General features: G+C 46.2%; 23 protein-coding genes and 1 pseudogene. 19 read left to right on the top strand and 5 right to left on the bottom strand.

Annotation, left to right across the window (positions count from 1 at the left end):
• The first annotated feature begins 222 nt into the window (after positions 1–222).
• From J9B83_RS00760 to pseG, 8 genes are all read left to right on the top strand, one after another.
• Positions 223–1,110 carry a flagellin N-terminal helical domain-containing protein gene (locus tag J9B83_RS00760; protein ID WP_211534762.1) on the top strand — a complete coding sequence of 296 codons (888 nt, stop codon included), beginning with the start codon at positions 223–225 and terminating at the stop codon, positions 1,108–1,110.
• Between the two features lie 64 nt (positions 1,111–1,174).
• Entirely contained in the window at positions 1,175–1,597 is a 423-nt protein-coding gene (locus J9B83_RS00755; RefSeq protein ID WP_211534761.1) for a flagellar protein FlaG, read from the top strand.
• 38 nt (positions 1,598–1,635) lie between these two features.
• On the top strand, positions 1,636–3,306 hold the full coding sequence (fliD, locus tag J9B83_RS00750; RefSeq protein ID WP_211534760.1) for a flagellar filament capping protein FliD: 1,671 nt from the start codon (positions 1,636–1,638) through the stop codon (positions 3,304–3,306).
• Positions 3,307–3,345: 39 nt separating this feature from the next.
• Positions 3,346–3,780, top strand: a complete 435-nt coding sequence (gene fliS, locus J9B83_RS00745; protein WP_211534759.1) for a flagellar export chaperone FliS — start codon at positions 3,346–3,348, stop codon at positions 3,778–3,780.
• Complete coding sequence (locus J9B83_RS00740; protein WP_211534758.1) at positions 3,780–4,073, top strand: hypothetical protein; 294 nt, start codon at positions 3,780–3,782, stop codon at positions 4,071–4,073. Before fliS ends, J9B83_RS00740 begins: the two co-directional genes overlap by 1 nt.
• On the top strand, positions 4,063–6,171 hold the full coding sequence (locus J9B83_RS00735) for a motility associated factor glycosyltransferase family protein (RefSeq protein ID WP_211534757.1): 2,109 nt from the start codon (positions 4,063–4,065) through the stop codon (positions 6,169–6,171). Before J9B83_RS00740 ends, J9B83_RS00735 begins: the two co-directional genes overlap by 11 nt.
• Positions 6,172–6,173: 2 nt before the next feature.
• Positions 6,174–7,193, top strand: coding sequence for a pseudaminic acid synthase (gene pseI / locus J9B83_RS00730; RefSeq protein WP_211534756.1), 1,020 nt, complete (start codon positions 6,174–6,176; stop codon positions 7,191–7,193).
• A complete protein-coding gene (gene pseG, locus J9B83_RS00725) occupies positions 7,190–8,164 on the top strand; it encodes a UDP-2,4-diacetamido-2,4,6-trideoxy-beta-L-altropyranose hydrolase (RefSeq protein ID WP_211534755.1) in 975 nt (324 codons plus the stop codon). The genes pseI and pseG overlap by 4 nt, the downstream gene beginning before the upstream one ends.
• A gap of 18 nt (positions 8,165–8,182) precedes the next feature.
• Here the strand turns inward: pseG and pseF are convergent, their stop codons facing one another.
• The 4 genes from pseF to J9B83_RS00705 form a co-directional block, all read right to left on the bottom strand.
• On the bottom strand, positions 8,183–8,881 hold the full coding sequence (gene pseF, locus J9B83_RS00720; protein ID WP_211534754.1) for a pseudaminic acid cytidylyltransferase: 699 nt from the start codon (positions 8,879–8,881) through the stop codon (positions 8,183–8,185).
• Positions 8,882–10,090, bottom strand: a complete 1,209-nt coding sequence (gene pseC / locus J9B83_RS00715; RefSeq protein ID WP_236037031.1) for a UDP-4-amino-4,6-dideoxy-N-acetyl-beta-L-altrosamine transaminase — start codon at positions 10,088–10,090, stop codon at positions 8,882–8,884.
• Entirely contained in the window at positions 10,077–11,072 is a 996-nt protein-coding gene (gene pseB / locus J9B83_RS00710) for a UDP-N-acetylglucosamine 4,6-dehydratase (inverting) (RefSeq protein ID WP_211534753.1), read from the bottom strand. The genes pseC and pseB overlap by 14 nt, the downstream gene beginning before the upstream one ends.
• 130 nt (positions 11,073–11,202) lie before the next feature.
• On the bottom strand, positions 11,203–11,790 hold the full coding sequence (locus tag J9B83_RS00705) for a DNA-3-methyladenine glycosylase I (protein ID WP_211534752.1): 588 nt from the start codon (positions 11,788–11,790) through the stop codon (positions 11,203–11,205).
• A gap of 51 nt (positions 11,791–11,841) precedes the next feature.
• Here J9B83_RS00705 and J9B83_RS00700 point away from each other — a divergent pair, with 51 nt between their 5' ends.
• The 5 genes from J9B83_RS00700 to J9B83_RS00680 all read left to right on the top strand — a co-directional run bounded on the left by J9B83_RS00700 (position 11,842) and on the right by J9B83_RS00680 (position 16,265).
• On the top strand, positions 11,842–12,462 hold the full coding sequence (locus tag J9B83_RS00700) for an NUDIX domain-containing protein (protein ID WP_211534751.1): 621 nt from the start codon (positions 11,842–11,844) through the stop codon (positions 12,460–12,462).
• A gap of 2 nt (positions 12,463–12,464) precedes the next feature.
• The gene (locus tag J9B83_RS00695) at positions 12,465–12,947 is read left to right on the top strand and encodes a DUF1249 domain-containing protein (RefSeq protein ID WP_211534750.1); all 483 of its coding nucleotides are present in this window, start codon (positions 12,465–12,467) and stop codon (positions 12,945–12,947) included.
• 38 nt (positions 12,948–12,985) lie between these two features.
• Positions 12,986–13,564 (top strand): YqiA/YcfP family alpha/beta fold hydrolase, encoded by a 579-nt coding sequence (locus tag J9B83_RS00690; protein ID WP_211534749.1) that lies wholly within the window; start codon positions 12,986–12,988, stop codon positions 13,562–13,564.
• A 127-nt stretch (positions 13,565–13,691) separates the two neighbouring features.
• The gene (gene parE / locus J9B83_RS00685; RefSeq protein WP_211534748.1) at positions 13,692–15,590 is read left to right on the top strand and encodes a DNA topoisomerase IV subunit B; all 1,899 of its coding nucleotides are present in this window, start codon (positions 13,692–13,694) and stop codon (positions 15,588–15,590) included.
• Positions 15,591–15,650: 60 nt separating this feature from the next.
• Complete coding sequence (locus J9B83_RS00680; RefSeq protein WP_211534747.1) at positions 15,651–16,265, top strand: UPF0149 family protein; 615 nt, start codon at positions 15,651–15,653, stop codon at positions 16,263–16,265.
• Positions 16,266–16,355: 90 nt separating this feature from the next.
• Here J9B83_RS00680 and J9B83_RS00675 read toward each other — a convergent pair whose 3' ends face one another.
• Complete coding sequence (locus tag J9B83_RS00675; protein WP_211534746.1) at positions 16,356–17,552, bottom strand: amino acid aminotransferase; 1,197 nt, start codon at positions 17,550–17,552, stop codon at positions 16,356–16,358.
• A gap of 191 nt (positions 17,553–17,743) precedes the next feature.
• Here J9B83_RS00675 and J9B83_RS00670 point away from each other — a divergent pair, with 191 nt between their 5' ends.
• The 6 genes and pseudogenes from J9B83_RS00670 (at position 17,744) to casA (ending at position 24,349) form a co-directional block, all read left to right on the top strand.
• Positions 17,744–18,937 (top strand): methyltransferase, encoded by a 1,194-nt coding sequence (locus tag J9B83_RS00670; RefSeq protein WP_211534745.1) that lies wholly within the window; start codon positions 17,744–17,746, stop codon positions 18,935–18,937.
• 42 nt (positions 18,938–18,979) lie between these two features.
• Positions 18,980–19,342: a hypothetical protein gene (locus tag J9B83_RS15695; RefSeq protein WP_236037030.1), complete on the top strand. Its 363-nt coding sequence runs from the start codon at positions 18,980–18,982 to the stop codon at positions 19,340–19,342.
• A pseudogene (locus tag J9B83_RS16130) lies at positions 19,291–19,440 on the top strand (hypothetical protein); the annotation flags it as partial. The gene J9B83_RS15695 and the pseudogene J9B83_RS16130, both read left to right, overlap by 52 nt.
• A 9-nt stretch (positions 19,441–19,449) precedes the next feature.
• Positions 19,450–19,788 carry a hypothetical protein gene (locus J9B83_RS15690; protein WP_456238170.1) on the top strand — a complete coding sequence of 113 codons (339 nt, stop codon included), beginning with the start codon at positions 19,450–19,452 and terminating at the stop codon, positions 19,786–19,788.
• 131 nt (positions 19,789–19,919) lie between these two features.
• On the top strand, positions 19,920–22,706 hold the full coding sequence (cas3, locus tag J9B83_RS00660; protein ID WP_211534744.1) for a CRISPR-associated helicase Cas3': 2,787 nt from the start codon (positions 19,920–19,922) through the stop codon (positions 22,704–22,706).
• Entirely contained in the window at positions 22,703–24,349 is a 1,647-nt protein-coding gene (gene casA / locus J9B83_RS00655) for a type I-E CRISPR-associated protein Cse1/CasA (RefSeq protein WP_211534743.1), read from the top strand. The genes cas3 and casA overlap by 4 nt, the downstream gene beginning before the upstream one ends.
• Positions 24,350–24,358: the final 9 nt, after the last annotated feature.

The raw sequence follows: 24,358 nt of genomic DNA, 5'->3' as shown, positions 1-24,358 counted from the left end.
GGATAAGCAGAAAAAAGTATGATTTTAAAAATAATTTTGAAGTTTCCAATTGATCTAAAGTCTATTTAGAACAATTAGTTAGGCATTAATTTGCCATGTTTTTGGCGTTATTTTTCCTTTTCATGGAAAAAAAATGCCGAATTAACTAAAGGTTTTCAGTTTCTGGCCGAAAACTTTACACGATCTGCTTTTTGCAGAGTTCAATGAAACTAGGAGGCTATAATGGCTCTTTATGTAAATACAAATACGTCATCAATGAACGCTCAGCGCCAATTGATGGGCTCAGCCAATTCTTTGGATACTTCCTTTGAACGTTTGTCTTCAGGTCAGCGTATTAACAGTGCGTCTGATGATGCGGCGGGTTTACTTATCTCTAACCGCTTGACTTCTCAGGTCAATGGTCTAAATCAGTCTGTACGAAATGCAAATGATGGTATTTCATTGGCGCAAACGGCGGAAGGTGCGTTAGATGAAACCACTAATATGCTGCAACGTATGCGGACCTTATCTATTCAGTCTGCGAACGGCTCTAACTCTGATAAAGATCGTGTTGCGATTCAACAAGAAGTTGAGCAGTTGTCTACTGAGATCAACCGTATCGCTTCCGATACAACCTTTGGTGGCGAAAATCTATTAGATGGTACTTATAATGGTGTCTATCAAGTAGGTGCGGATTCTAACCAAACCATAAGTTTTACATTAGCATCAGGCGGTGCAGCAAACTCTATTGATTACGCTGGGAATGGTGGTTTTACCATGTCTGGTTTGTCTGCAAACTCTGCGACAACGCCACAGGTTAGTCAGTCAACAGCGTCTGTATCTACTGTAGCGAATGCGCAAAGTATGATTGATGTACTAGACACAATGATTGCAGCAGTTGACTCTAAGCGTTCTGAGTTGGGTGCGGTGCAGAACCGTTTTGGTTCTACCATCAGCAACTTAAGTAATATTACTGAAAACGTATCGGCAGCGCGTTCTCGTATCCGTGATACTGACTTTGCTGAAGAAACTGCTAAGCTAACCAGCTCTCAAATTCTTCAACAAGCTAGCTCTTCTATTTTGGCGCAAGCAAACCAACGCCCACAAACCGCCTTGTCTTTACTAGGCTAAGCGTTAGTGGTAGCGAAAAGCTGGGACACTGTCCTGGCTTTTGTCTACTTGGAGGAACTCTGATATGACCATCAATGCCAGTGATTTTTCTAAGCAGGGTATGACCTATTCTTTGAAGCCCGAGTTGCGTGTCGCGGATGACTTTGCCGCACAACGCCAACAAAATGCCAAAGTCGTGCAAAACACGGAAGACGCAAATAAAGCAGAAAAAGATAATCAAGACTCTGAATCTCCCTCATCTCAGGTCGTTATAGAGCCAAGCGATGTAGAAACCGTCAATCAAAAAATGGCACAGCTTAATGTTCGTCTTACGTTTGAAATGTCGGAAGATCAAGATCAAAATATAGTGAAAGTGTTAGACCAAACCACGGGTGATGTCGTGAGGCAGATTCCCACAGAAGAATTTTTGAAAATGTCTGATAGAATCGATGCTATTATGAATCAACTCAGTGATATCAAGGGCACCTTGGTAAACAGTGAGGTTTGATTCGATTTTTAGAGCAGTAAAGTGTTAGGAGATAAAGTATGTCGGTTGGCTCATTAGGTGCAGGGTCTGGATTAGATCTGGAGTCCCTTGTTAAAGAAATGGTGAGCGCTCAAAGAGACACCAAGGTCAAACTTTATCAAAATAAACTAGATGGCTATGAAGCAGAGCTATCGGCATTAGGTCGGGTTGGCTCAGCTATTGACGGTTTTAAATCGACTGTTCAAGCACTTAATGACGATGATCTTTTTACTGGTCGCGATGCCAAAATTGCTCAGACAGAGGGTGAAGAAGTTCTTTCGATTACTACTGACAATACCGCTTCAAATGGTTCCTACTCTATTGATGTCAATCAGTTAGCTAAAGGCAGCCGAGTGATGTCCGCTCAAGGTTTATTTTCCTCCCCTGATGATGTTGTCTCAAACACAAATGCCGAGCTTACCTTCAAGGCGGGTGATAGTGAATTTTCTATCGCAGTAAAAGCGGGTACGACCTTATCTGAACTTCGTAACCAAATTAACACTTCGGAAGATAATTTTGGTGTCTCTGCAAATTTAGTGGATGACGGGAACGGCAACTTATTTTTTACCGCCACCTCTTCCGTTGAGGGCGCTGGTAATTCTCTTCGTATCATTAACTCCACTCCCACTTTAGATGAAGACGGCAACGTCATTGAAAAAAGCTCTAACGAAGAGGCCGCTGTTGAAGAGCTTCCTGACGAACAAGTTGTGGAAGAAATTAATGCTGAAGAATCAGACATTGTCGACGAAAGCGACCCTTTAGACATTGAAGGCGACGACGTGGATTTTGCCAACGACGGGCCCATTCCTGCCGATGAGGAAGTTGATACGGATGAAGCGAGTATAGAGGATGCCGATGTTGCCGCGCTCAATGTAGAAAATGACATAGTAAGCAACGAAGACGAGATGGTCGAAGACGGAACAGCGACGTTAGCAGCGACCACATCGCTCGATCGACTGGCAACAGAAGGTGTGTTTTCTGGTATGTTCACTCCCGTAGGGGATCAGGCTCAAGATGCCATTATCACGGTAGATGGAATACAAATTCGTAATAATAGCAACACGTTTGACGAAGCCGTTGCGGGTTTATCTATCGAGGCATTAGCGACAACCGAAAAAGCCACCAAGGTGGATATCAGCTTTGATAAGAATACCGTACAAGAAACCATCGAAGAATTTATCGCTTCTTATAACGACCTAGTTGGCTTACTTCAACAAAGTACTGACAAAGGTGCAGTGTTAAATGGTAACAGCATGATTCGTAATCTTCAGTCGTCTTTATCGACAGAATTGATGTCCAGTCATGGTAATACCAGTACTTTTACCTCTGTTTTTGACCTGGGTGTCAAAATGGATAACCAAGGCATGTTGGAGTTTAACAGCGCAACTTTTAACGATGCCATGCAACGCGGTTACAGTGAAATTGCACCACTCATTGCCGGTGAAGAAGGGTTGGCCCAATCTTTAGATAATTTACTTTCCAACTATACTGGCTCAAATGGAATGACAAATTCATTAAAGGATTCCGTTCGTCGGTCGATAGATAGTACAGAAGGGACGCTAGAGGCGTACGAAGATCGAATGATTAAGTATGAAGACTCATTGCGTTCCAAGTTTACAAGTTTGGATTCTCGTCTGGCGAATATGAACGCTCAAGGCGGCTATTTAAATTCCGTATTGTCTAACTTGTAAACGGTTTAAATCGATCGATATTTAGTAATGGGGTTGTCTATGTACAAAAGTAAAGGGATCCAAGCCTACAGAAAAGACTCACTTAAGTCTGATTTAGCATCTGCCGATCCTCACCGAGTTATTCAGCTATTGATGCAGGGCGCACTCGAAAAGCTTGCCTTGGGGAAAGGTTGTATTGAACGTGGTGATTTTGCAGGCAAGGCTGATTCATTGACACGAGCTGTTCAGATTATCAATGGTTTAAGAGACGCTCTCGACCGTGATGCTAACCCTGAATTGGTCGACAACCTTGAGTCTTTATACGACTATATGGTGGTGCAAATTACCGAGGCCAGTGTGTCTAAAGATACTAAGGTTATTGATCATGTCATGGCGTTGATTCTGCAAATTAAAGGCGCATGGGATAAGATCTCCCCAGCTGACAAGCAAATGGCCTACGCAAATCAAAATGAAGCTCGAGTAGGGGCAGTTTAATGTTTGATGTGTCTCGCTTAATGGCATTAAGCGCGACATTAGAACAGAGTGTAGATAACCAAGACGTAGACGCCATACAAGAGCTTTGTGATGCCAACGACGCGTTCATTCTTTCGATAACGCCTCAATCTAACCCTGCAGACAACGATAAAATACGTCACTTCATTGCCGTTCACCAAGCGGCCAACACTTTGATTCGTAATGTTCACGCTGAGCTGCAACAGCAGCTCTATCAGACCCATAAAACCCGTAAGGGTGTGAGTAAGTACAAAGGCGTAAAGTATGCAAAATGAGGATTTTTCTCCTTCACTAGAACAAGCTGAAGCCTTCTTTTCTTTATTTGAACGAGGCACCGAACGGCTAAGAGAAAATGACTCGGCATTAACAGAGCGCTATGTTCGAAACATGGCGGTTTTTTCTCAAGTTATGCCGCATATTTTTGAGTCTTTCCAAGATTACCAACCGCAAAAGCGCCATATTTATATGGAAGAAAGTGGTGAGCTTAACCTATATCGAGAAGATGTCGGAGTACCACTTTTCTCCACTGCGCCTAAAAAACAGGCCGCCAAAAAAGTCGCTGACGCCTTTTGCAAGCCTAATAGAACCCTGTTGAATTTAGACCGAACCGATAATCATCCAAGTCGGCATGTTCACTATAGCAACAAGATGTTGGATCAAATTGCCTTGCAATCGAAGGGGCTAAAACCTCAAGAGGGTTGGCCTGATTTTGTTGGTTCAACCATTCTGTTTGGCATAGAGTTCGGTTATCAATTAGAGATGATTCTAGCTCAGCGCGATATTAAACATCTGTATTTATATGAACGCGATTTAGATTTTTTCTACTATTCTCTCTTTGCCATAGAATGGGAAAGCATACTTGAGACATTTAACCGCGACGGGCGCACTATCCATTTTTTCTTAGGTGTGGGGGCGGAAGAGTTCACTGAAAAATATTTGCATCAGTTAGAACAAAATGGCTATTACATGGCGCCAGAAACCATGTTGCACGTATGTTACAGCAGCCCAGAAAATAATCTTGCTGTCGAATATTTTAAAAAGCACTATGCACGCCAAGTGATGGGTTGGGGTTTTTTTGATGATGCTTTGATCGGTATTGCTCAAGGTCTAAAGTCACTAACAAAAACAAAAGTCGCGCATTTTCCCGGGCATAACGCCTTGCCTAAATGGGTTACAAATACGCCGGTGTTTATTTTGGGTAACGGGCCCTCTCTTGATCAAGGCATAGAACTGGTCAAAGCCGTACGCGATCAAGTGTTGGTTGTGTGCTGTGGATCGACCATTAATACGCTGAGAAAATTAGGCGTCACCCCAGATATTCATGTCGATATCGAACGGCTAAAACTCACTGTGGATAAATTCAAATTCATCGATCAAGACTACCTCGATAAAATTTGGGGCTTGTCTGTTAACGTGATGCACCCCGGCTTTTTTGATTGTTTCAAGCGTTCTGGCATGGCGATGAAACCGGGAGAAGCGATAACTTCCTTGATGCTCAATCAAGCCCGCTCCCACGACGACACGAAAGAGTATGTTCAGCTGAATTACTGCAATCCCATTGTGGCGAATTTAGCCCTGTCATATGTGCATTTATTTGGCTTTAATAACCTCTATTACTTAGGAGTGGACAATGGCTTTAAAGAAACGGGTAGTCATCACTCGGTGCACAGCGGTTACTACAAAGACGGCAAAGAATCTGGCTTTCAAACCTTTCATGATGCCAAATTAGTAGAACGAGAAGGTAACTTTGGCGGTACTGTGTTCGCGACTGGCATTATGGATGCGTCCCGTGTGCAGCTCGAAGCCATGACGCGACAGCTAAATCAGCGCCGCAATTTCGCCAGCTTTAACTTATCTGACGGGGCAAAGATAGAAGGCGTAACCCCACTTAAAATCGAAGACGCCTTGATCATGGACCCAATCGTAGACCATAACAAAGTCATCGATTTGTTAGAGCAAGCTTTCTTTACCGAGGCGCCAGCTTCTTTGCTTGGTCAAAGCGCCGATGCACTGATCTCGGTCGACGACTTCTGTAAAATCAGCCGAACACTGCAGCAAGGTTGGGATGACAGCATCACCACTCGCCAGCAGGTGTGTGATTTGTTGTGGTCGCATCATCGCCAAATCTACTTTTTAAAAGGCAGTGTTCACCGCCATATTTATGACCTATTGATTGGTTCCTTTACCTACTCAGCGTTTTTGATTGTGCAGTTTATTTTCAAATATCAAGACGAAGCGGAAACCGTTGCGCGGGCGCGGCATTTATTCACCCCTTGGTGTGAATTTTTAGAAGAAATGCCAAGCATGCTGCGTCAAGCATCAGAATACGTCGATCAAGGTAACAATCACCTTATTAATTTTTACAACGGCTAATTATGTTCTCACAAACGCCTTTTATTATTGCCGAGTTATCCGGTAATCACGACCAAGATTTTGAATTGGCGAAAGCCATGATTCACGCTGCAGCCGATGCGGGTGTCGACGCCATCAAGTTACAAACCTACACCCCCGACACCATGACGCTGGACATCCGTCATGGTGAGTTTATGGTCTCGGAAGACGATAGCCTGTGGCGCGGCGAGAACCTATACGATTTATATGCGAAAGCCTCGACGCCATGGGAGTGGCATAAGCCGTTATTTGAACTGGCTGAGTCGTTAGGGCTGGTGGCTTTTAGTTCGCCTTTTGATTTAAGCGCCGTGGCGTTTTTAGAGTCTCTTAATGTGCCGCTGTATAAGATCGCCTCGTTTGAAATGACCGATATCCCACTGATTCAAGCGGTCGCACGGACGGGAAAGCCGATTATCATGTCTACCGGCATGGCGACGTTTGAGGAGATCGAAGAGGCTGTAGCGACCATTCGAGCCATCGGCGACAACCCGCTGACATTGCTCAAATGCACCAGCACTTATCCAGCGAAAATAGCCGATTCTAATCTTGTCACTATGGCCGATTTAGCTCAGCGTACTGGTTGTCAGGTAGGTTTGTCGGATCATACACAAGGTTTAGGAGCGGCCGTAGCGGCTACCGCATTGGGCGCAACCGTGATTGAAAAACACTTTGTGCTGGATCGCAGCGCGGGTGGCGTTGACGCCGCGTTTTCCATGGAACCCGCTGAAATGAAAGCTATGGTGGCGGCGTGTCGCGCAGCAAAAGAAGCCCTCGGCACTGTCGCTTATGGCGGCTCGGATGCCGAGCAAGCCGCGAAGAAGTATCGTCGCTCGATCTATGTGGCAGCGGATCTACCGGCTGGCACGGTTTTAAACGAAACGCACCTGCAAATCATTCGCCCTTCCTTCGGTTTGGCGCCAAAGCACTGGTCTGAGGTGCTAGGGAAAACCTTGTCCATTGATGTGCAAAAAGGTCAGCCTTTGGCCTGGGATATGATGGCGTGAAAGCCCTGATTCGTGCTGACGCGTCTGTCGACATCGGCATGGGCCACAGGGTGCGTTGCCAAGCGCTGGCCCATGCTTTTATTCAGCTCGGTTGGGAATGTCGCTTTATTGTCGATCGTCGTTATCAAGCGTTTGCCGCAACCGATGATTACCTGATCGACCAAGAAGAAGAGTGCATCGCTCTCGCGCAAAACGCTGATTTGGTTATTCTAGATCATTACGGATACCGTGCCGACGACATTACCGCCTTGCATCAGGCTCAACCCAATTTATTGGTGCTGGACGACATGAATGATCGTGGCGACTTTTCAGCCAAATGGGTGTTGAACCCTCTTCACGAAGTATACTCATCTCAAGTAGAAAACCCACTTATCGGCAGCCAATACGCTCTGTTGCGACCTGAATTTCTAGCTCGATCTACTCAATTTAACCATGCCTCAAACCAACTATTGATTACTCTTGGTGGCACAGATCCGCTGGCGTTGACCTTGCCGATTCTGCAAGCGCTCAAAACTCGTGGCTTTTTGATGACAGAGATTCAAGTCTTGTTGGGTGCCAGCGCGAAAAATGCCGATGCGGTAAAACGCTTTTGCCAACATCATACAATTGCTTTGGCGCAAGGTCTGTCCGACGTCACGCCTTTAATGGGGCAGGCGAAGATGGCGATTTCTGCGGCAGGAGGCACTTTATTCGAATTAGCCTGTTGTGGCGTGCCAACGATTTTCGCTCAAGTCGCCGACAATCAGACGCGTTCCTTGCAGCAACACCTACCTCTGGGCTGGTGCGACTCGGTGCGTTTCGACACCTTGTCGGAACATGAGCGACTGTCTCAGGTGGAAGCCTTGGTTGAAAAAGTCATGGCAAAATGGCGGGACGATACATGGCAAGAAACGGCTCGCCATACCGCCTTGAGTCTCGTCGATAGCCTAGGTGCAGAGCGTGTGGCTAGGCGTGTGACCTTATCTATGTAGATCTGAGCGATGTAGGTTTTAGCAATGTAAGTCTGAGGCTTTTTTTAGCAGCATGATTTGCGTGAGTCGCAGCCAATCTTCCTCTGTGTCCAAATCCTGAATGCGATGCCTTGGTAGCATCAATGGCGTTGAATGGGAGCCAAAAATCGTCTTGTCGAACCAGTCTTGCGTGCGTGCCCAATAAAACTGTCCTGCGTCGTGAATGGCTTCCACCAGATCTTGCGAGCGCGACTGAATGTGCTCGGGGAACATGGGTGCTAGTTCGCCATTGGACGTGATGTGCAAAGCGCGCTGAATGGGGAAAGCAAAGGTCGTCGCGGAAAAGCAAAAGCCAGCGGTGTTTTTCAGTAATGCGTGGCCTTGTTGCAAATCGCTTGTGGTCAATAAAGGGCAGGTGGCGTAAATCAAACAGGCTTCATCGGGCGACTCACCTTGGTCGCTCAAATACTGCAAGGTGTGCTGCATCACAGGTGTGGTGCCAGTTAGATGGTCAGCCAAATCTGCAGGGCGTAAAAACGGGGTTTCAGCGCCGTATTCGTTGGCGATGCGGGCAATATTGGTGTCGTCCGTGGAGACAATAACGCGATCAAATAAGCCAGACGCCAAGGCCGTTTCAATGGAATAAGCAATCAGGGGTTTGCCATCAAGTAAACGGATGTTTTTCTTCGGAATGCGTTGGGAGCCGCCACGAGCGGGAATAACAGCCACACGAGTCATTTACCGTATTCCTTGTTCAGCCAAAGCTTGTTGTAACACCGCCACCACATAACCTTGTTGTGCGGGTGTCAGACCCACAAACATCGGCAAACTTAGGGTGCTATGGTAATAGTCTTCCGCGATGGGAAAATCGCCCCAGGCAAAGCCTAGCGCTTGATAATAGGGCTGAGTGTGCACCGGAATGTAGTGAACTTGCGTGCCAATATTCGCTGATCTTAGGGCATCGAATACCGCTTTACGCGCCGATATATGCGATTTCGGCAACAATATTGGATACAAGTGCAATGACGACCGGCCATCGTTGGACTGATACGGTAAAGTGATGGGCAACGCCCTTAATAGCTCAGCATACAAGGCAAATTGCTGGTGGCGTTGGGCAATAAAGTCGTCTAATTTTGCCAACTGTGACAAGCCCAGTGCCGCCTGCATTTCTGTCATGCGGTAATTGAATCCCAAGGTGTGCTGTTCGTAATACCAATCCCCGGGTGCTTGGGTCAGTTCATCGGCGCACTTGGTGGTGCCTTGATGAGCCTGGGTGCGCATCTGTTTGGCAAGTTGAGGCTGATTGGTCAACGCCATGCCGCCTTCTCCCGAGGTGATGATTTTCACCGGATGGAAACTAAACACACAAATATCGCTGTACCGACAATTCCCAACAGACGTCTGCTGGTAAGTCGCCCCAATGGCGTGTGATGCGTCTTCGATGATGCGGAAGCCGTATTTTTGCGATAATTGGTGGATGGCCTGCATGTCGCAAGATTGACCAGCAAAATGCACTGGAATCACTACTTTAGGCAGTGTGTTATTGAGCTTGGCGAGCGCCAGTTTTTCCGCCAGCTTGTCGGCACACAAATTATAAGTTCGTGGATCTATGTCGACAAAATCGACCTCGGCACCGCAATAACGGGCGCAGTTGGCCGACGCAATAAAGGTATTGGGCGATGTCCAAACGCGGTCGCCCTCAGTCACCCTTAGTGCCAAACAGGCCAGATGCAAGGCCGAGGTCGCGCTGTTGGCGGCAACCGCGAAGTGAGCGCCTACTTTTTTGGCAACCGCCTGTTCAAAGGTCTCAACACAAGGTCCTTGGGTTAAAAAATCAGAGCGTAACACGTCCACGACAGCGGCAATGTCGTCTTCGCTAATGGCTTGGCGGCCGTAAGGGATGAAATCAGTGTTCATCAATTCAGCGTGCTTCTTAATGTGCGTCATCGAAGGTCAAAATCTCTTCAATACTTAAAAAGTGCGGATTATTGCCCGATTGGTATTCGTAGCCTGGCTCGACCAAGGTGCCTGTTTCATTCAATCGGCTGTGGCCAAAATCCATGTCGTCTTGATAAAATTTGATGCTCGGTGAAATTACATAATGATGTTCAAATTCGTAGGTATGGTAGGAATCGTCGGCAGGACACATGACCTCGTGAAGTTTCTCACCAGGGCGAATACCGACGTTTTTAGTGGGCAAATGAGGCGCGTAGGCCGCGGCCAAATCCAAAATTCGTACCGACGGAATTTTAGGAATAAAAATCTCGCCGCCGTGCATGCGCTGGAAGTTTTTCAACACAAAATCCACGCCCATGGGCAAGGTGATCCAAAAACGCGTCATGTCTGGATGAGTGATGGGAATGGATTCTGCGCCATCGGTCACGAGTTTTTGGAAAAATGGCACCACAGAGCCTCGAGAGCCAACCACATTGCCGTAGCGTACCACAGAGAATCGTGTACGACCTTGGCCAACCATGTTGTTGGCCGCCACAAACAGCTTGTCGGAAGCGAGTTTTGTTGCCCCATACAAGTTAATAGGCGCTGCGGCTTTGTCGGTGGAGAGAGCAATGACTTTTTCGACGTTATTAGCGATGGCGGCGGCAATAACATTTTCCGCCCCATGGATATTGGTTTTGATGCATTCCATCGGGTTGTATTCGGCGGCAGGCACTTGCTTTAATGCCGCGGCGTGAATGACGAAATCTACATCGCGCATGGCTTGCGTCATGCGGTCTTTGTCGCGCACATCACCAATAAAATAACGCATGCAAGGAGCATCAAAATCTTGCTGCATTTCATACTGTTTGAGTTCATCGCGGGAGTAAATCACCAGGCGTTTGGGTTGGTAATTGGCCAAGAGTGTTTTGACATACTGGCGACCAAAGGAACCGGTACCGCCTGTAATCAGGATGCTTTTGTTGTTGAACATGTTGTTATACCAAGCCAAAGGGTGAAAAGTGTGGACGTTAACTCTTTGTCGTTAATAGGATTATGAAAAGTATAATTGTACAAAGAATGCTTCTAAGGTATCGACCTTTTTTGACAAAACATTAATGAAATCAACTATTCCCTTGTTGTACTTTTATTGTGAGTTGTCGCGCTACGCAGGACTCAATATGATCGTTGACCATGCCGGTGGCCTGCATGAAGGCGTAACAAGTGGTGGGGCCGAGAAATTTGAAGCCGCGTTTTTTTAAGTCTTTGGCGAAGCGTGTGGACAGCTCGGTCACTGCTGGGCCATCGGTGTGATGTTTTAGTGGATTATCGATGATTTCATGACCACTAAATGCCCAGTAATAGTCACTAAAAGAACCGAATTCATCGACAATTTTCAAAAACGCTTTGGCGTTGCTAATCGTCGCTTCTATCTTGGCGCGATGGCGAACAATGCGTTCATCGACTACTAAATGTGCCACGTCGTTTTCGTCCATAGCGGCGACTTTGACTGGGTCAAAATTATGAAAAAGTGCCCGGTAGCCCTCACGTTTGCGTAAAATGGTGATCCAACTGAGGCCAGCTTGGGCGCTTTCGAGCACAATGCACTCAAACAATGTATGATCGTCGTAAACGGGCTTTCCCCATTCGGTATCGTGATATTGGATGTATTCAGGGGATCCTAAACACCAAGCGCAACGTATTGTGTCCATAAAATAACCTTGTTAAAACGAGATACTATTAAGTTCTTAAGACGAGAGACTATGACCTTTAAACCGACCTATAGCAAAGAAGACGTAGAAGTTTTAAAAGACGAGTGTCTTTATAAAGGCTTTTTTGAAATGCGCAAATTGACACTGCGTCATCGCCAGTTCAACGGCGGCTGGAGCAAACCCATGCAGCGGGAAATGATGGTGCGCAACGATGCTGTCTGTGTGCTTTTGTTCGACCCTGTTGCGGACAAAATACTGCTGATCGAACAGTTTCGTCCCGCGGTCATACGAAGCGAGTCGCCATGGTTGCTTGAGGTCGTGGCAGGTATGGTCGAAGAGGGCGAAAGTGACGAAGAGGTGGCACGTCGAGAATCATTCGAAGAAGCGGGTGTGACCGTAAAGCGCTTGGAATACATGTTTAAGTTTGTGCCGTCTCCCGGTGGATTGATGGAATACTTGCGCATGTACGTCGGTGAATTTGATGCCAACCAAGTGGATCTGACCCAGTCTTATGGCTTAGACAATGAAAACGAAGACATTAAATTGCATTTGCTGGACGCAGACGAGGCGGTTGAACTGCTGAAACATGACATTGAAAATGCCAGCACCATTATGGCGTTACAATGGTTTGCGTTGAATAAAGCCGATTTATTGGCGCGCTGGAGCAGCTGATTATGGCCGACACGTCTTATTCACTGAAAAAGAACCGCCAATACGTGCCAGATTTGGTTAGTTTGCAACAATTGGGCGAGCTGAACTATCGTCGTGTGAACCGATTGATTCGTGGCGAAGAGGAAATGGATACCTGGCAATTTGCTGTGCACACCTCGGGCGACCAAGAAAGCCGACTGCGTTTGACCTTGGGTAAAGAAAGCCGTTTTACCTCGGAAATGAAGCTGGAATTTGGCCCTGAAACCCAAACTAAGTTGCTTTTCAAAACCACCTTGTCGCTTACGGTGCGCCTGTATCACGATGTGGGTATTGCAGAAATCACCGACGGACATCGCCATTACAGTGGTGTGTATCCTTACCCCAATGATGCCATGCTGCATCGCGATGAAAAGTTTCGTTTGAATCAGCAATTGGCGGATTTATTAGAGCTTTGCTTGAAGCATGGGCATCGCTTGAATCACCGATTGTCTTTTCAATTTGCTTAACCTTTGCGTTAAGGTCGTCATTTTAACAGTGAGTTTGCATGCCAGTACTTCTTTATATCCACGGATTTAATAGTTCAGAACGTTCTCACAAAGCCAATGTACTGGTAGAAGCCGTGGCGAAAATGGGCTTGCCTCAGGCGGTTATATCGCCACGATTGTCTTGGCAACCTGCGAAAGCGATTCAGCAGTTAGAAGCCTTAATTGAAGCCAATCTATCGGAAGGTGTGACCTTAATTGGCAGTTCATTGGGTGGCTTTTACGCCGGTTATCTAGCGGAAAAGTATCAGCTAAATGCTATCTTGGTGAACCCTGCCGTTCAAGCCCCTAGTTTGCTGACTCATCATCTCGGCCATCAAGAAAACCCTTATACACAAGAAGTGTATGAATTAACGCCAGCACACATGGCGGAACTAGACGCCTTGGTTGTCGAGCCTACACCTGAACGCTATTGGCTGATGATCCAAGAAGGTGACGAGGTATTGGATTACCGTGCGGCGCTGGCAGCATTTCCCCATGTTGCTCGGTTAACACAAGAGCCCAATGGCGACCATAGATTCGTTGATTTCGAGCGTTTTATCCCTGAGATTTTGCGCTTTGCTCAAATAACCACCGACTAGGCAAGACGCATTCACTAGAGCATTTCACAGGATGCAAAACCAGTGATAGACTCTGTGCCATTGCATTTACACTCAAACGCCATGAGCGAATCCTTTTCATGGCGCGATCACATTGGAAACCACACGCATGTCGGCAAAAGAATACAACGCTGGATCGATCGAAGTTCTCAGCGGCTTAGAACCGGTTCAAAAACGCCCGGGGATGTACACAGACACCACACGCCCTAACCATCTTGGTCAAGAAGTCATCGACAACTCAGTGGACGAAGCCCTAGCCGGCCACGCCGATCGCATCGAAGTGATTCTATACAAAGATGGCTCCTTGAGCGTGGAAGACAATGGCCGCGGCATGCCTGTCGATATTCACCCTGAAGAAGGGGTGTCTGGTGTGGAGTTGATCCTCACTAAGTTGCATGCTGGTGGCAAATTTTCTGGCGATAATTACCAGTTTTCCGGTGGTTTACACGGTGTGGGCGTGTCTGTAGTGAACGCCTTATCGACGTCCTTGGAAGTGTGGGTGCGTCGCAACGGTATTCAATATCACATTGGCTTTGAAAACGGCTTTAAAACCTCAGAGCTGAAAGAAATCGGTACTGTCGGTAAAAAGAACACCGGTACCAAGGTGAAGTTCACCGCCGACACCAAATACTTCGATAGCCCGAAGTTTTCCTTGTCACGCCTTAAACATTTGTTAAAAGCCAAAGCGGTTCTTTGTTCAGGCCTGCATGTGGTGTTTATTGATCAAAGTGGCACAACAGAAGTTCGTGACGAATGGTTCTACCAAGATGGTCTAAAAGATTACTTGGCCTTGGCTAACGAAGGGTTTGTGTTGCTGCCAGATGAGCCTTTTATTGGTGGTTTAAACGAAAAAACACAGGGTGTGGATTGGGCGGTGCAATGGCTGCCAGAAGGCGGCGAATTGGTCACCGAAAGTTACGTAAACCTGATTCCAACAGCGCAAGGTGGTACACATGTTAACGGTTTGCGAACAGGGTTATTAGAAGCCATTCGTGAGTTTTGTGACTTCCATAACTTATTGCCACGAGGCGTTAAGCTAACGGCAGAAGATGTGTGGGATAGGTGTAGTTATGTATTGTCTGCAAAAATTCAAGAGCCACAATTTTCTGGTCAAACCAAAGAGCGTTTATCGTCTCGTCAGATCGTAGCCTTTATCTCGGCGACGGTAAAAGACGCATTCAGCCTTTGGTTGAACTCCCATGTGGAAGACGGCAAAAAAATTGCCGACCTTGTTATTAATAGTGCACAAAAACGCTTACGAGCCAGCAAGAAAGTAGTGCGTAAGAAGGTGACTCAAGGCCCTGCTTTGCCTGGTAAATTAGCCGATTGTTCAGGTCAGGATTCGTCCCGCAGTGAACTCTTTTTAGTGGAAGGGGATTCAGCTGGCGGCTCAGCCAAACAAGCCCGTGAAAAAGACTTCCAAGCCATTTTACCCTTGCGCGGTAAAATCCTTAACTCTTGGGAAGTGGATTCTAACCAGGTGTTAGCCTCTCAGGAAATTCACGATATTTCTGTGGCGCTGGGCGTAGACCCGGGCGATGAAGATTTGAGTGGTTTACGTTACGGAAAAATATGCATTCTAGCCGATGCTGATTCAGATGGTTTGCACATAGCGACGCTGATTTGTGCTTTGTTTGTGCGCCACTTTCCGGCCCTAGTCAACAGTGGTCACGTGTTTGTGGCCATGCCGCCCTTGTACCGCATCGACTTAGGCAAAGAAGTTTATTACGCTCTAGACGACGAAGAAAAAGACATCACATTGCATAAAATCGCTTCTGAAAATAAACGTGGCACCCCCAATGTGCAACGCTTCAAAGGCTTGGGTGAAATGAACCCATCGCAATTACGCGAAACCACCATGGCACCGGATACCCGTCGTTTGATCCAACTGACCATGGAAGATAAACCCGATACCGACGAATTGCTGGACAAGTTATTATCTAAAAAACGCGCCGGAGACCGGAAAAGTTGGCTAGAAACCTATGGCAATTTAGCGATTGTGGATTGATCTTGGCGTCTTACAAAATAGAGCATCGCCAACCTCTTAATATGAAATGGAAACCTATGAATGTCTGAAGACAAAGACGACGAAATCATCAGCGAAGAAGTGCTGTACGAAAAAATTGACCATTATCTACTGTCATTTGGCACTGACCGTTCCTTGATGTGTGTATCTGAGCTAGATGGTTTTTTGACGGCGCTTGGGTGTTCCATACAGGAATTAGAACCCGATGTGTGGTTAAACGCCATTTGGGGCGCCGATGAAGATCAACCGGCTTGGGAATCCACTGAGCAAGAAGATGAGTTTTTAAGCTTGGTGTTGATCATGTACATGGAAACCATGAACAGCCTGTTGTTTGGGGATTTTTACCCTGTGTATTTAGAACAAGAAGTGGATGGCGAACACACCTTGTTAGTTGAAGAATGGTGCGTTGGCTTTGTTCGTGGGGCGAAATTGATTGGCTTAGGTATAGGTGGTGATCGCCACTTTTTTGATGAAGTGTTGGCGCCGGTTCGCTTGTTTGGCACGGAAGCGGGTTGGGATAAACTGGAAGGCATGGTCGAGGCGGAAGTGACTTTTTGGCGAGACAATTTAGAGCCCTCTATTTTGCGACTGGTGCAGCATTTTCATCCTGAAATCAAAGCAGCCAGCCAGATGTCAGAAAGCCGTATTTTGCATTAATTTGTGCGCTGAGCTTCGGACGATAAGCAAAAAAAAACGTGACCTTTTGAGTCACGTTTTTTTATATCGACAGTGCGACCCCCGAGCGATTTAGCCAACTACTTTGGCAATGCTCTCACATAAATAATCGATGTTGGCATCGCTCACACCTGCCACGCTCATACGACCCGTATCAGCAATGTAAATGGAGTAGTCATTTCGCAACTGACGAACTTGTTCTAAGGTCAAACCAGAATAAGAAAACATGCCTCTTTGATCCTTGATGAAGCTGAAATCCTTACTGACGCCAGACGCCGCTAATTTTGCGACCAATTTCTCACGCAAACCATTAATGCGATCACGCATCGCGGCCACTTCCAATTCCCACTCGGCTTTGAGTTCTGGGCTGCTCATGATGGTGTACACCACAGCGGCACCGTGAGCGGGCGGCATGGAATAGTTAGCACGAATTGCTTGGCCAATAATCGATAAGGCGGCATCGGCTTCGCCGACGGATTCGGCTATCACACTCAAACCACCGCAACGTTCACGGTAAATACCAAAGTTCTTCGAAAAAGAATTGGCAATGAGCATATCGGGTACATTGGCCGCCATGTGGCGCAGACCCGCAAGGTCTTCGTTTAATCCGTCACCAAAGCCTTGGTAGGCAGCATCAACAAGCGGCAACAAGCCGCGTTCGTTAACAAAATCTGTGATCACTTTCCAATGGTCGAATTGCAAATCAATCCCGGTTGGGTTATGGCAGCAAGCATGCAACAACAACACATCGCCCGCTTTGGTTTCGGCTTTTAGCGTGGCCATCATGTCGTCGAAACGCAGGCCATTGGTCTCAGGATCGTAGTAAGGGTAATCTTTTACTTCCACACCGGCGGAGTCAAAAATCGACTTATGATTTCCCCAGGTAGGGTCACTGACCCAAAGGCGGGCTTCGGCTAGATTCGCGCTGATAAAATCCGCTGCGACTTTTAACGCACCTGTTCCGCCAGGGGTTTGCGTGGAGCGAATACGGCCCGAAGTGATGAGCTCGTTATCTTCTCCGAGCAGTAAATCTTGAATGATAGGTTCAAACTCTGTCGCACCAAAAATACCCAAATAACTCTTAGAGTCTTCTTGTTCCAACAAAATGGCTTCGGCCTTTTTGACGGTATTTAGAATAGGCGTATGGCCATTATCGTCTTTATAAACACCCACACCCAAATCGATTTTCTTTGGATTTGGGTCTTGTTTGTGAGCCATGATAAGAGCTAAAAGCGGGTCGCCAGCAACAGCGCTAAGATGTTTGAACATGATGAGTACGGAGTCCTTGTTGAGTGTTCCAGCGAGATAACTGAAACGAGGTCGATGTTTGAAAACGATCTTTAAATAGTGCCTTCATTTTGCCGTTTTTATGACAAAATACAATGTAATGACAGGGGAAATCTCGTCGATACTGTAAAGAATTAAAGACACCTACTTTCTTCCTAATAACTTGGCTGTTTATGACTCCGTTTCTACATCGTTTTCACACGCTGGATACTTGGCTACAAGAGCATAGTGCCTTGTGGCAATTTGACACCTTTGCGATACTGGATGTCCCCTGGCAAGCGAATTACCCCGCTTTAGCGATGTATCTTGAATCTCTTGATGAGAGCGAAATACAAGAGTCGCACTTTTATGATGAGGTGTGTCGTCTGTGCCCAAGTCTCGCTGCTTTTCGTGATTATCAACCCCAACAGATCAACCCGTTAACGCCAGAACAAGTTTTGCCTGATACGCCCAGTTACTTGGCGACCGGTGTGAAAGGGCGAAAATGGTCGCAAATCCAAGCTTTTGCCAGCCACACACCAAGAGCGTCCCACTATGTGGAGTGGTGTGCGGGAAAAGGACATTTGGGTAAGTTGATTGCCTTTCAACACTCGAATCCCGTGCACAGCTTAGAATGGCAAAAAACTTTGTGTGATGCAGGCGAGCAAGAAGCCAAACGACTTAACCTAGCGCAAACCTTTACCCACGCCGATGTGCTAAAAAATCAAGGTCAAGCCGCATTACACGACGCCGATTGCGTAGTGGCATTGCACGCCTGTGGCGATCTACACAAGGTGTTGCTAGAGCAAGCGGTCGATGCGAAGACCCAGAAATTATGCGTGTCGCCTTGTTGTTATCACCTCACTAAAGACGCTCATTATCAACCTTTATCCAATACCGGGAAGCAATCAAATTTGATATTACGACAGGCTGACCTTAAATTGGCGGTCAAAGAAGTGGCCACCGCAGGTGCGCGGGAACAGCGCTTAAAACAGCTCGAACTTACCTATCGTTTGGGCTTTGATGCGTGGCAACGCATCGCTCGTCAACAGGACGATTATTTACCGGTTCCCTCCATTCAAAAAGCCTTGTTAACTCAAGGTTTTAACGGGTTTTGCCAATGGGCCGCTGAACAAAAACAACTCACGGCACTCTTGAACAAGGTGCCCTGTGACAGCTTTGAAACCATTGGCGAGCAACGCTATCAGCAAGTGCAAAAACTCGAAGCCATCAGCCAGCTTTTTCGTCCGGCATTAGAACAATGGCTTGTCCTCGATCGCGCCATGTTTCTAGAAGAAAATGGCTACCGCGTTGACATAGGCACTTTTTGTGACAAGAGCCTCACCCCCCGAAATTGGATGATACGGGCACGACTTGGCACTGGTTAAAAAGTGCGCTACATTGGAGCGAAACGTCAAGGATGCGAATGAATGGACACAGCGCAACGCTACTGGATGCTCGAACTTATCGCCTTTTGGGAAGGGCAGATTAACACCAAACCCCTAATGACAGCGCTCGGCCTCACGCGGCAAAGTGTGAGTCATTTACTGACGCAATATCAAGCAGATTACCCTAATGCGTTAACTTATGATGCCACCCAAAAAGCCTATCAGGTTACCGACGACTTTGCTCCACAGTTCATTGATCAAACTGTAGATGAATATTTTTCGTGGCTGAACTTTGGCCGTATTCCTACCTTTTTCCAAGAACCCACCCAGCGTTCCCAATACTGTATTAACCCATTGCCGCGCTTCGTTTCTCCTCAAGTGATGCGGCCATTACTGAAAGCCTAGATTGTGAATACTTATCGGTCGCCAGCAGCGACCCACAAGGTCGCCTTCTTTATCCCCATTCTTTTGTTAAAACCGCCAATCGCTGGCACGTTCGAGCTTATTGTGCTTTGCGTGATCAATATCTCGACTTTGTCCTCAGCCGCTTTCAAAGTGTCACTTACGATGGTGATCCAGCTGTTCAAACACAAGATCAGGATACGCTTTGGAACACCCAAGTCAGTTTGATCTTGGCCCCTGACACGCGTCTTACCAGTAAGCAAAAACAAGTTTTAGAAAACGATTACGGCATGACCGACGGCCAATTGCGCATCACCACCCGCGCCGCTCTAGTGAAATACACCCTTGATGATTTACAGATTAAAACCAAAATGCTCGAAGCCAACCCACAGGCCCAACAACTCGTCTGTGTAAACTATACCGACATAAAACAATGGCTATACGACTGAAAAACGCCGTTTAAACGGAAAACCGCCCAACACCTGTAAAGTTTTTTTACCTGTGTAAAACCACAGGATTGTTGAAACCAGAAGAGTGCGGCAAAGTGCAAGTTAGCTGAACAATGAGAGCGAGAGGGAATATGCAAGAAACAACACTAGCGTCGTATTTTTACTACTGGGGTAAGGCTCAAAAGCAAGAGCTAGACTTTAAAGGGGATTCTTATCACTTGCTTCCTTATCACAGTCTCGATGTAGCAGCTGTGGGTGTGGAATATCTATCACAACACGATTCATTGAGTCGCTTCTTTTGTGAGCAATTGGATTGTAGTAGAGAAGATTGGCTAAATTGGGCTGGGTTTTGGTTGGCTCTGCATGATTTGGGTAAGTTTAGCGAAGCTTTTCAATCTCAAAAGCCGGAGTTGTTCGAGCAACTGCAAGGTCGCGAGCCTAATTCAGAAAAACCTTATAGTGAGCGTCATGATTCATTAGGGCAGTGGTATTGGAATGATCGGCTTGCTGATCAAGTTATTGATGATGGTTGGTTTATCGATGGTCAACAAAGTAGTTTGGATTGCTGGGTGCGTGCGGTAACCGGGCACCACGGTCAACCTCCAAAGGCTTCACCATCTAATAGTCCAAGCGATGATTATTTCAGCAAAAAAGACCGCAAGGCAATTCAGGCATTTACGGAAGAGTTGCAGACATTATTTTTAACTGACGGCGCAAAAGAACTGTGCTTACAGTTAACTCCTATTCAATTTGAAAGTATCAGCAAAGCATTGTCTTGGTGGTTTACGGGTGTCGCAGTTTTAGCGGATTGGTTGGGGTCAAATACTGATTATTTCCCTTATCAAGGTAAAGCGATTCCTATGCAAAAGTATTGGGCCGAAGCACAAGTAAATGCCAAAAAAGCGCTCGCCAAGAGTGGTGTGGTGCCTAGTGATATAAAAAGAGGCCTAAGTTTTAACGATCTTTTTCCTGTTATTCATACAGCTTCTCCATTACAGCAATGGGCAATTAAGGTCGATATCCAAAAAACGCCGCAAATATTTCTGCTAGAAGATGTAACAGGTGCAGGTAAAACCGAGGCAGCCATTACCTTGGCTTATCGTTTGATGGAATCAGGTAATACCGATGGGTTTTTTGTGGCTTTACCAACAATGGCGACTGCAAATGCGATGTATGAACGCGTTTCCAATGTCTACTCAAAACTGTTTGTGGATGACGCCAATTTGGTTTTGGCACATGGTAGCCGTAATTTAGTGGATGATTTTGCTAAAACAATTATTCAGGCATCCAAACCAGAAAATGATTCTGAGCAAAAAGACGAAACGGCCAGCGCACGCTGCACCGCATGGCTTGCTGATCACAATAAGCGTGCATTACTTGCTCAAGTTGGCGTGGGAACTATAGACCAAGCATTGTTGGGTGTATTGCATAGTAAACATCAATCACTTCGGCTATTGGGCTTGTTTGGCAAGGTGTTAATTGTGGATGAAGTTCACGCATGCGACGCCTACATGCAAGGGGTATTAGAAGTTTTACTAGAGTTTCATGCACGTGCTGGCGGCAGCGTTATTTTGTTATCTGCTACTTTGCCTGTGCATATGAAACAGAAGTTGTTGGGTGCCTACGCCAAAGGTCGTAATGCTTTGTGCCCAGTAATTTCTGAGCAAGCCTATCCACTAGCCACTTGGTGGCAAGCAATAAACACAAATCAGTTACATCAAGAACCTTTAGCTACACGCGAAGCGGTAACTCGTACAGTTGCAGTGAATTATCAGCATGATATGGCTCAAGTGAAAAATGCAGTGCTAGCCGCATTGAATGCAGGGCAATGTGTATGTTGGATTCGCAATACCATCGCGGATGCATTAGAGGCTCATACGTTATTTACGAATGAAATCCCTACTGCGAATATCACTTTATTTCATGCGCGTTTTTGTTTGAGTGATCGGTTGGATGCAGAGGAATTAGTACTTCATAAATTTGGAAAATCCAGCACTCATGCGTTGCGTAAAGGCCGGTTAGTTATTGCGACGCAAGTTATTGAGCAATCATTGGATGTAGATTTTGATTTACTCATGTCTGACCTTGCACCTATTGATCGATTGGTACAAAGAGCAGGGCGGTTGCGTCGTCATAGTAGAGATGTACAAGGTAATCGGTTATTGGCAGAGGGTGCGGCTGACCAACGTGGTGAACCTTGTTTATGGGTTTATGCCCCCGCGTGGACAAACGAGCCTTCGGCAGCCTGGGTACAAGATGTATTGCCTAAAGCAGGTTTTGTCTATCCCGATCACGGCCAGCTTTGGTTGACCGCTAAGGCATTGCAATCCGGTAGTTTTACCATGCCCCATGACGCACGACATTTAATCGAATCGGTTTTTGGTGACGACTCGCAAATTCCCAAAGGTTTACAGCAAGCAAACTTAACGGTGCAAGGCCAACAAATGGCCGATGCCAGCCATGCAAAAAATAATACGCTTACGCTGGTGTCTGGCTATAAACGTGGCGATGTAATGGATTGGTGGAGTGAAGCCAAAACACCTTCGCGGTTAGGTGAACAGAGCATTAATGTAGTTTTGGCGCGTTGGGAAAATGAGCGGTTAGTGCCTTGGGTAAAGCGCAATCATTCGTGGGCTTATAGCACGGTAAAAATTACCGAGCGATTAATGGCCAAAGCTCAATTGCCCGCTACAGTCAATCAATTGGTTGAATACAACCGTGCATTAGAAAGTTTACCGGACAAAGGTAAGTGGTCATTGTTATTACCACTTGAGCAAAATTCAAGCGGTAACTGGGTTGCGCAGGCGTGGACATCAGATCTAAACAAAGCCGCGCAATTATTAACATGGGAATATAGTGTGCAAACAGGTTTACAAATGGTGAGTGAAAATAATTACAAAGGAGCAGTGAGTGAATGAATTTATTAGATGAAGCATGGATTCCAGTACGCAGGTCAAATGGCGAACAGGATTGGATTACACCGCTGCAAATAACAGACCCAACGATTGTTGCTTTGGATGCCCGCCGCCCAGATTTTAACGGCGCACTCATTCAATTTTTAATTGGTTTGGTGCAAACCACTACGCCGATGGATTCTGAAATTGAGTGGAAGCAATGGAATGAACAACCGCCAACTACCGAACAGTTACAACAGTGGTTTGAACTAGTGCGCGAAGCCTTTGTTTTTGACGGCGATGGCGCAAGGTTTATGCAGGATTTTAGCCTCAGAACTGAGGGTGTTAAGGAAAAGGATTTTAATCCTATATCTGGATTGCTGATTGATGCTCCGGGAGAGAATACCTTAAAAGAAAACAAAGACCATTTCGTAAAACGCGATACTGTTAACGCGCTTTGTTTGTCCTGTACAGCAACTGCATTATTTACCTTGCAAGTAAACGCTCCAAGTGGAGGGCAGGGGCACAATACCTCTATCCGTGGTGGTGGCCCGTTGACAACGATTCTTCTTGCGGGTGACTCACATTTTTTATGGCAAACGATTTGGTTAAATATTAAGAGGCAGTCAGATTTTTTGGCCGTTAATGGAGATGCGACAAAAACAGAGCTTGAATATAGTTTTCCTTGGGTGAAGACAATGAATGTTCTTCAACTGGAAGGCGGGCAGCTAACACCCATACAGGTTCACCCCGCGCATAACTTTTGGGGTACACCTCGACGAATTCGTTTGGATTTAGAACATGTTTTTGTCGGCGATTGTGATTGTTGTGGTCGTCAGTCTGGCGTATTGGTAGATCGCTATATTACTAAAGCTAAGGGCTTCAATTACAAAGGTGGCTGGAATCATCCGTTATCACCTTATTATGAAAATAAACCGGGCGAAATGTTAGCGCTTCATCCGCAACCCGGTGGAATTGGCTACAAGCATTGGCTAGCATGGTCATTGGGTTTACAAGGTAATAAAAAGAATGTTCAGCCAGCATCCATAGTTTCCTATGTTTTAGAGTCGCAACGCTTAAAGGGTAAGCAATGTCGCCTTTACGCTTTTGGCTATGACATGGACAGCATGAAAGCGCGCTGCTGGTATGAATCTACGCTGCCGCTTTATGGCTTATCAGAAAAAAATAAGGATGAATTAAATGCTGTTCAACGAGAGATTCAACGTTGGCTAGAAGCTGCTGATTTAGCTTCATTTTTATTGCGTGATGCGGTCAAGTCCTCTTGGTTTGTAAGAAAAGCAGATGGAAGTTTGGACGCCCGAGGTGATTACAGTTTTATAGATGCTAGCTTTTGGTCACAAACTGAAAATGGTTTTTATCAGCTGCTACGCTCACTGATCGATCAGGCGAGAGAAGAAGATGAAGATATTGTTTTTACTTCATTACGTGAACAATGGCGCGATCTTTTAATTAAAACCGCCATTCGCTTGTTCGATGCTGATTTAGTTGGCGCTGCACCCATTGCACAACAAAACCCACGCCGCACCGCAGAAGCTTATAACCGTTTATGTGCAAGCTTACGAGGCGACAAATTAAAAGAAACCTTAAAACTACAAACTGCCAAGGCAGCCAAAAAAACAAAAAAATCTAAACAGGATGCAGCCTAAGGCTGTGAG

The organism is Marinomonas vulgaris (assembly GCF_018145875.1).
Classification (GTDB): domain Bacteria; phylum Pseudomonadota; class Gammaproteobacteria; order Pseudomonadales; family Marinomonadaceae; genus Marinomonas; species Marinomonas vulgaris.
Note: the sequence above shows the minus strand (reverse complement) of the source record. Positions and strands in the feature narration are given on the sequence as shown.

Bases quoted from the DNA above. Each gene is read 5' to 3' on its own strand.
- J9B83_RS00755 (WP_211534761.1), top strand. From the start codon at position 1,175: ATGACCATCAATGCCAGTGATTTTTCTAAGCAGGGTATGACCTATTCT.
- J9B83_RS15695 (WP_236037030.1), top strand. From the start codon at position 18,980: ATGGACACAGCGCAACGCTACTGGATGCTCGAACTTATCGCCTTTTGG.
- parE (WP_211534748.1), top strand. From the start codon at position 13,692: ATGTCGGCAAAAGAATACAACGCTGGATCGATCGAAGTTCTCAGCGGC.
- casA (WP_211534743.1), top strand. From the start codon at position 22,703: ATGAATTTATTAGATGAAGCATGGATTCCAGTACGCAGGTCAAATGGC.
- J9B83_RS00670 (WP_211534745.1), top strand. From the start codon at position 17,744: ATGACTCCGTTTCTACATCGTTTTCACACGCTGGATACTTGGCTACAA.
- J9B83_RS00735 (WP_211534757.1), top strand. From the start codon at position 4,063: ATGCAAAATGAGGATTTTTCTCCTTCACTAGAACAAGCTGAAGCCTTC.
- pseB (WP_211534753.1), bottom strand. From the start codon at position 11,072: ATGTTCAACAACAAAAGCATCCTGATTACAGGCGGTACCGGTTCCTTT.
- J9B83_RS00690 (WP_211534749.1), top strand. From the start codon at position 12,986: ATGCCAGTACTTCTTTATATCCACGGATTTAATAGTTCAGAACGTTCT.
- cas3 (WP_211534744.1), top strand. From the start codon at position 19,920: ATGCAAGAAACAACACTAGCGTCGTATTTTTACTACTGGGGTAAGGCT.
- fliD (WP_211534760.1), top strand. From the start codon at position 1,636: ATGTCGGTTGGCTCATTAGGTGCAGGGTCTGGATTAGATCTGGAGTCC.
- pseI (WP_211534756.1), top strand. From the start codon at position 6,174: ATGTTCTCACAAACGCCTTTTATTATTGCCGAGTTATCCGGTAATCAC.
- J9B83_RS00695 (WP_211534750.1), top strand. From the start codon at position 12,465: ATGGCCGACACGTCTTATTCACTGAAAAAGAACCGCCAATACGTGCCA.
- pseC (WP_236037031.1), bottom strand. From the start codon at position 10,090: ATGACGCACATTAAGAAGCACGCTGAATTGATGAACACTGATTTCATC.
- fliS (WP_211534759.1), top strand. From the start codon at position 3,346: ATGTACAAAAGTAAAGGGATCCAAGCCTACAGAAAAGACTCACTTAAG.
- J9B83_RS00760 (WP_211534762.1), top strand. From the start codon at position 223: ATGGCTCTTTATGTAAATACAAATACGTCATCAATGAACGCTCAGCGC.
- J9B83_RS00700 (WP_211534751.1), top strand. From the start codon at position 11,842: ATGACCTTTAAACCGACCTATAGCAAAGAAGACGTAGAAGTTTTAAAA.
- pseF (WP_211534754.1), bottom strand. From the start codon at position 8,881: ATGACTCGTGTGGCTGTTATTCCCGCTCGTGGCGGCTCCCAACGCATT.
- J9B83_RS00680 (WP_211534747.1), top strand. From the start codon at position 15,651: ATGTCTGAAGACAAAGACGACGAAATCATCAGCGAAGAAGTGCTGTAC.
- J9B83_RS00740 (WP_211534758.1), top strand. From the start codon at position 3,780: ATGTTTGATGTGTCTCGCTTAATGGCATTAAGCGCGACATTAGAACAG.
- J9B83_RS00705 (WP_211534752.1), bottom strand. From the start codon at position 11,790: ATGGACACAATACGTTGCGCTTGGTGTTTAGGATCCCCTGAATACATC.
- J9B83_RS00675 (WP_211534746.1), bottom strand. From the start codon at position 17,552: ATGTTCAAACATCTTAGCGCTGTTGCTGGCGACCCGCTTTTAGCTCTT.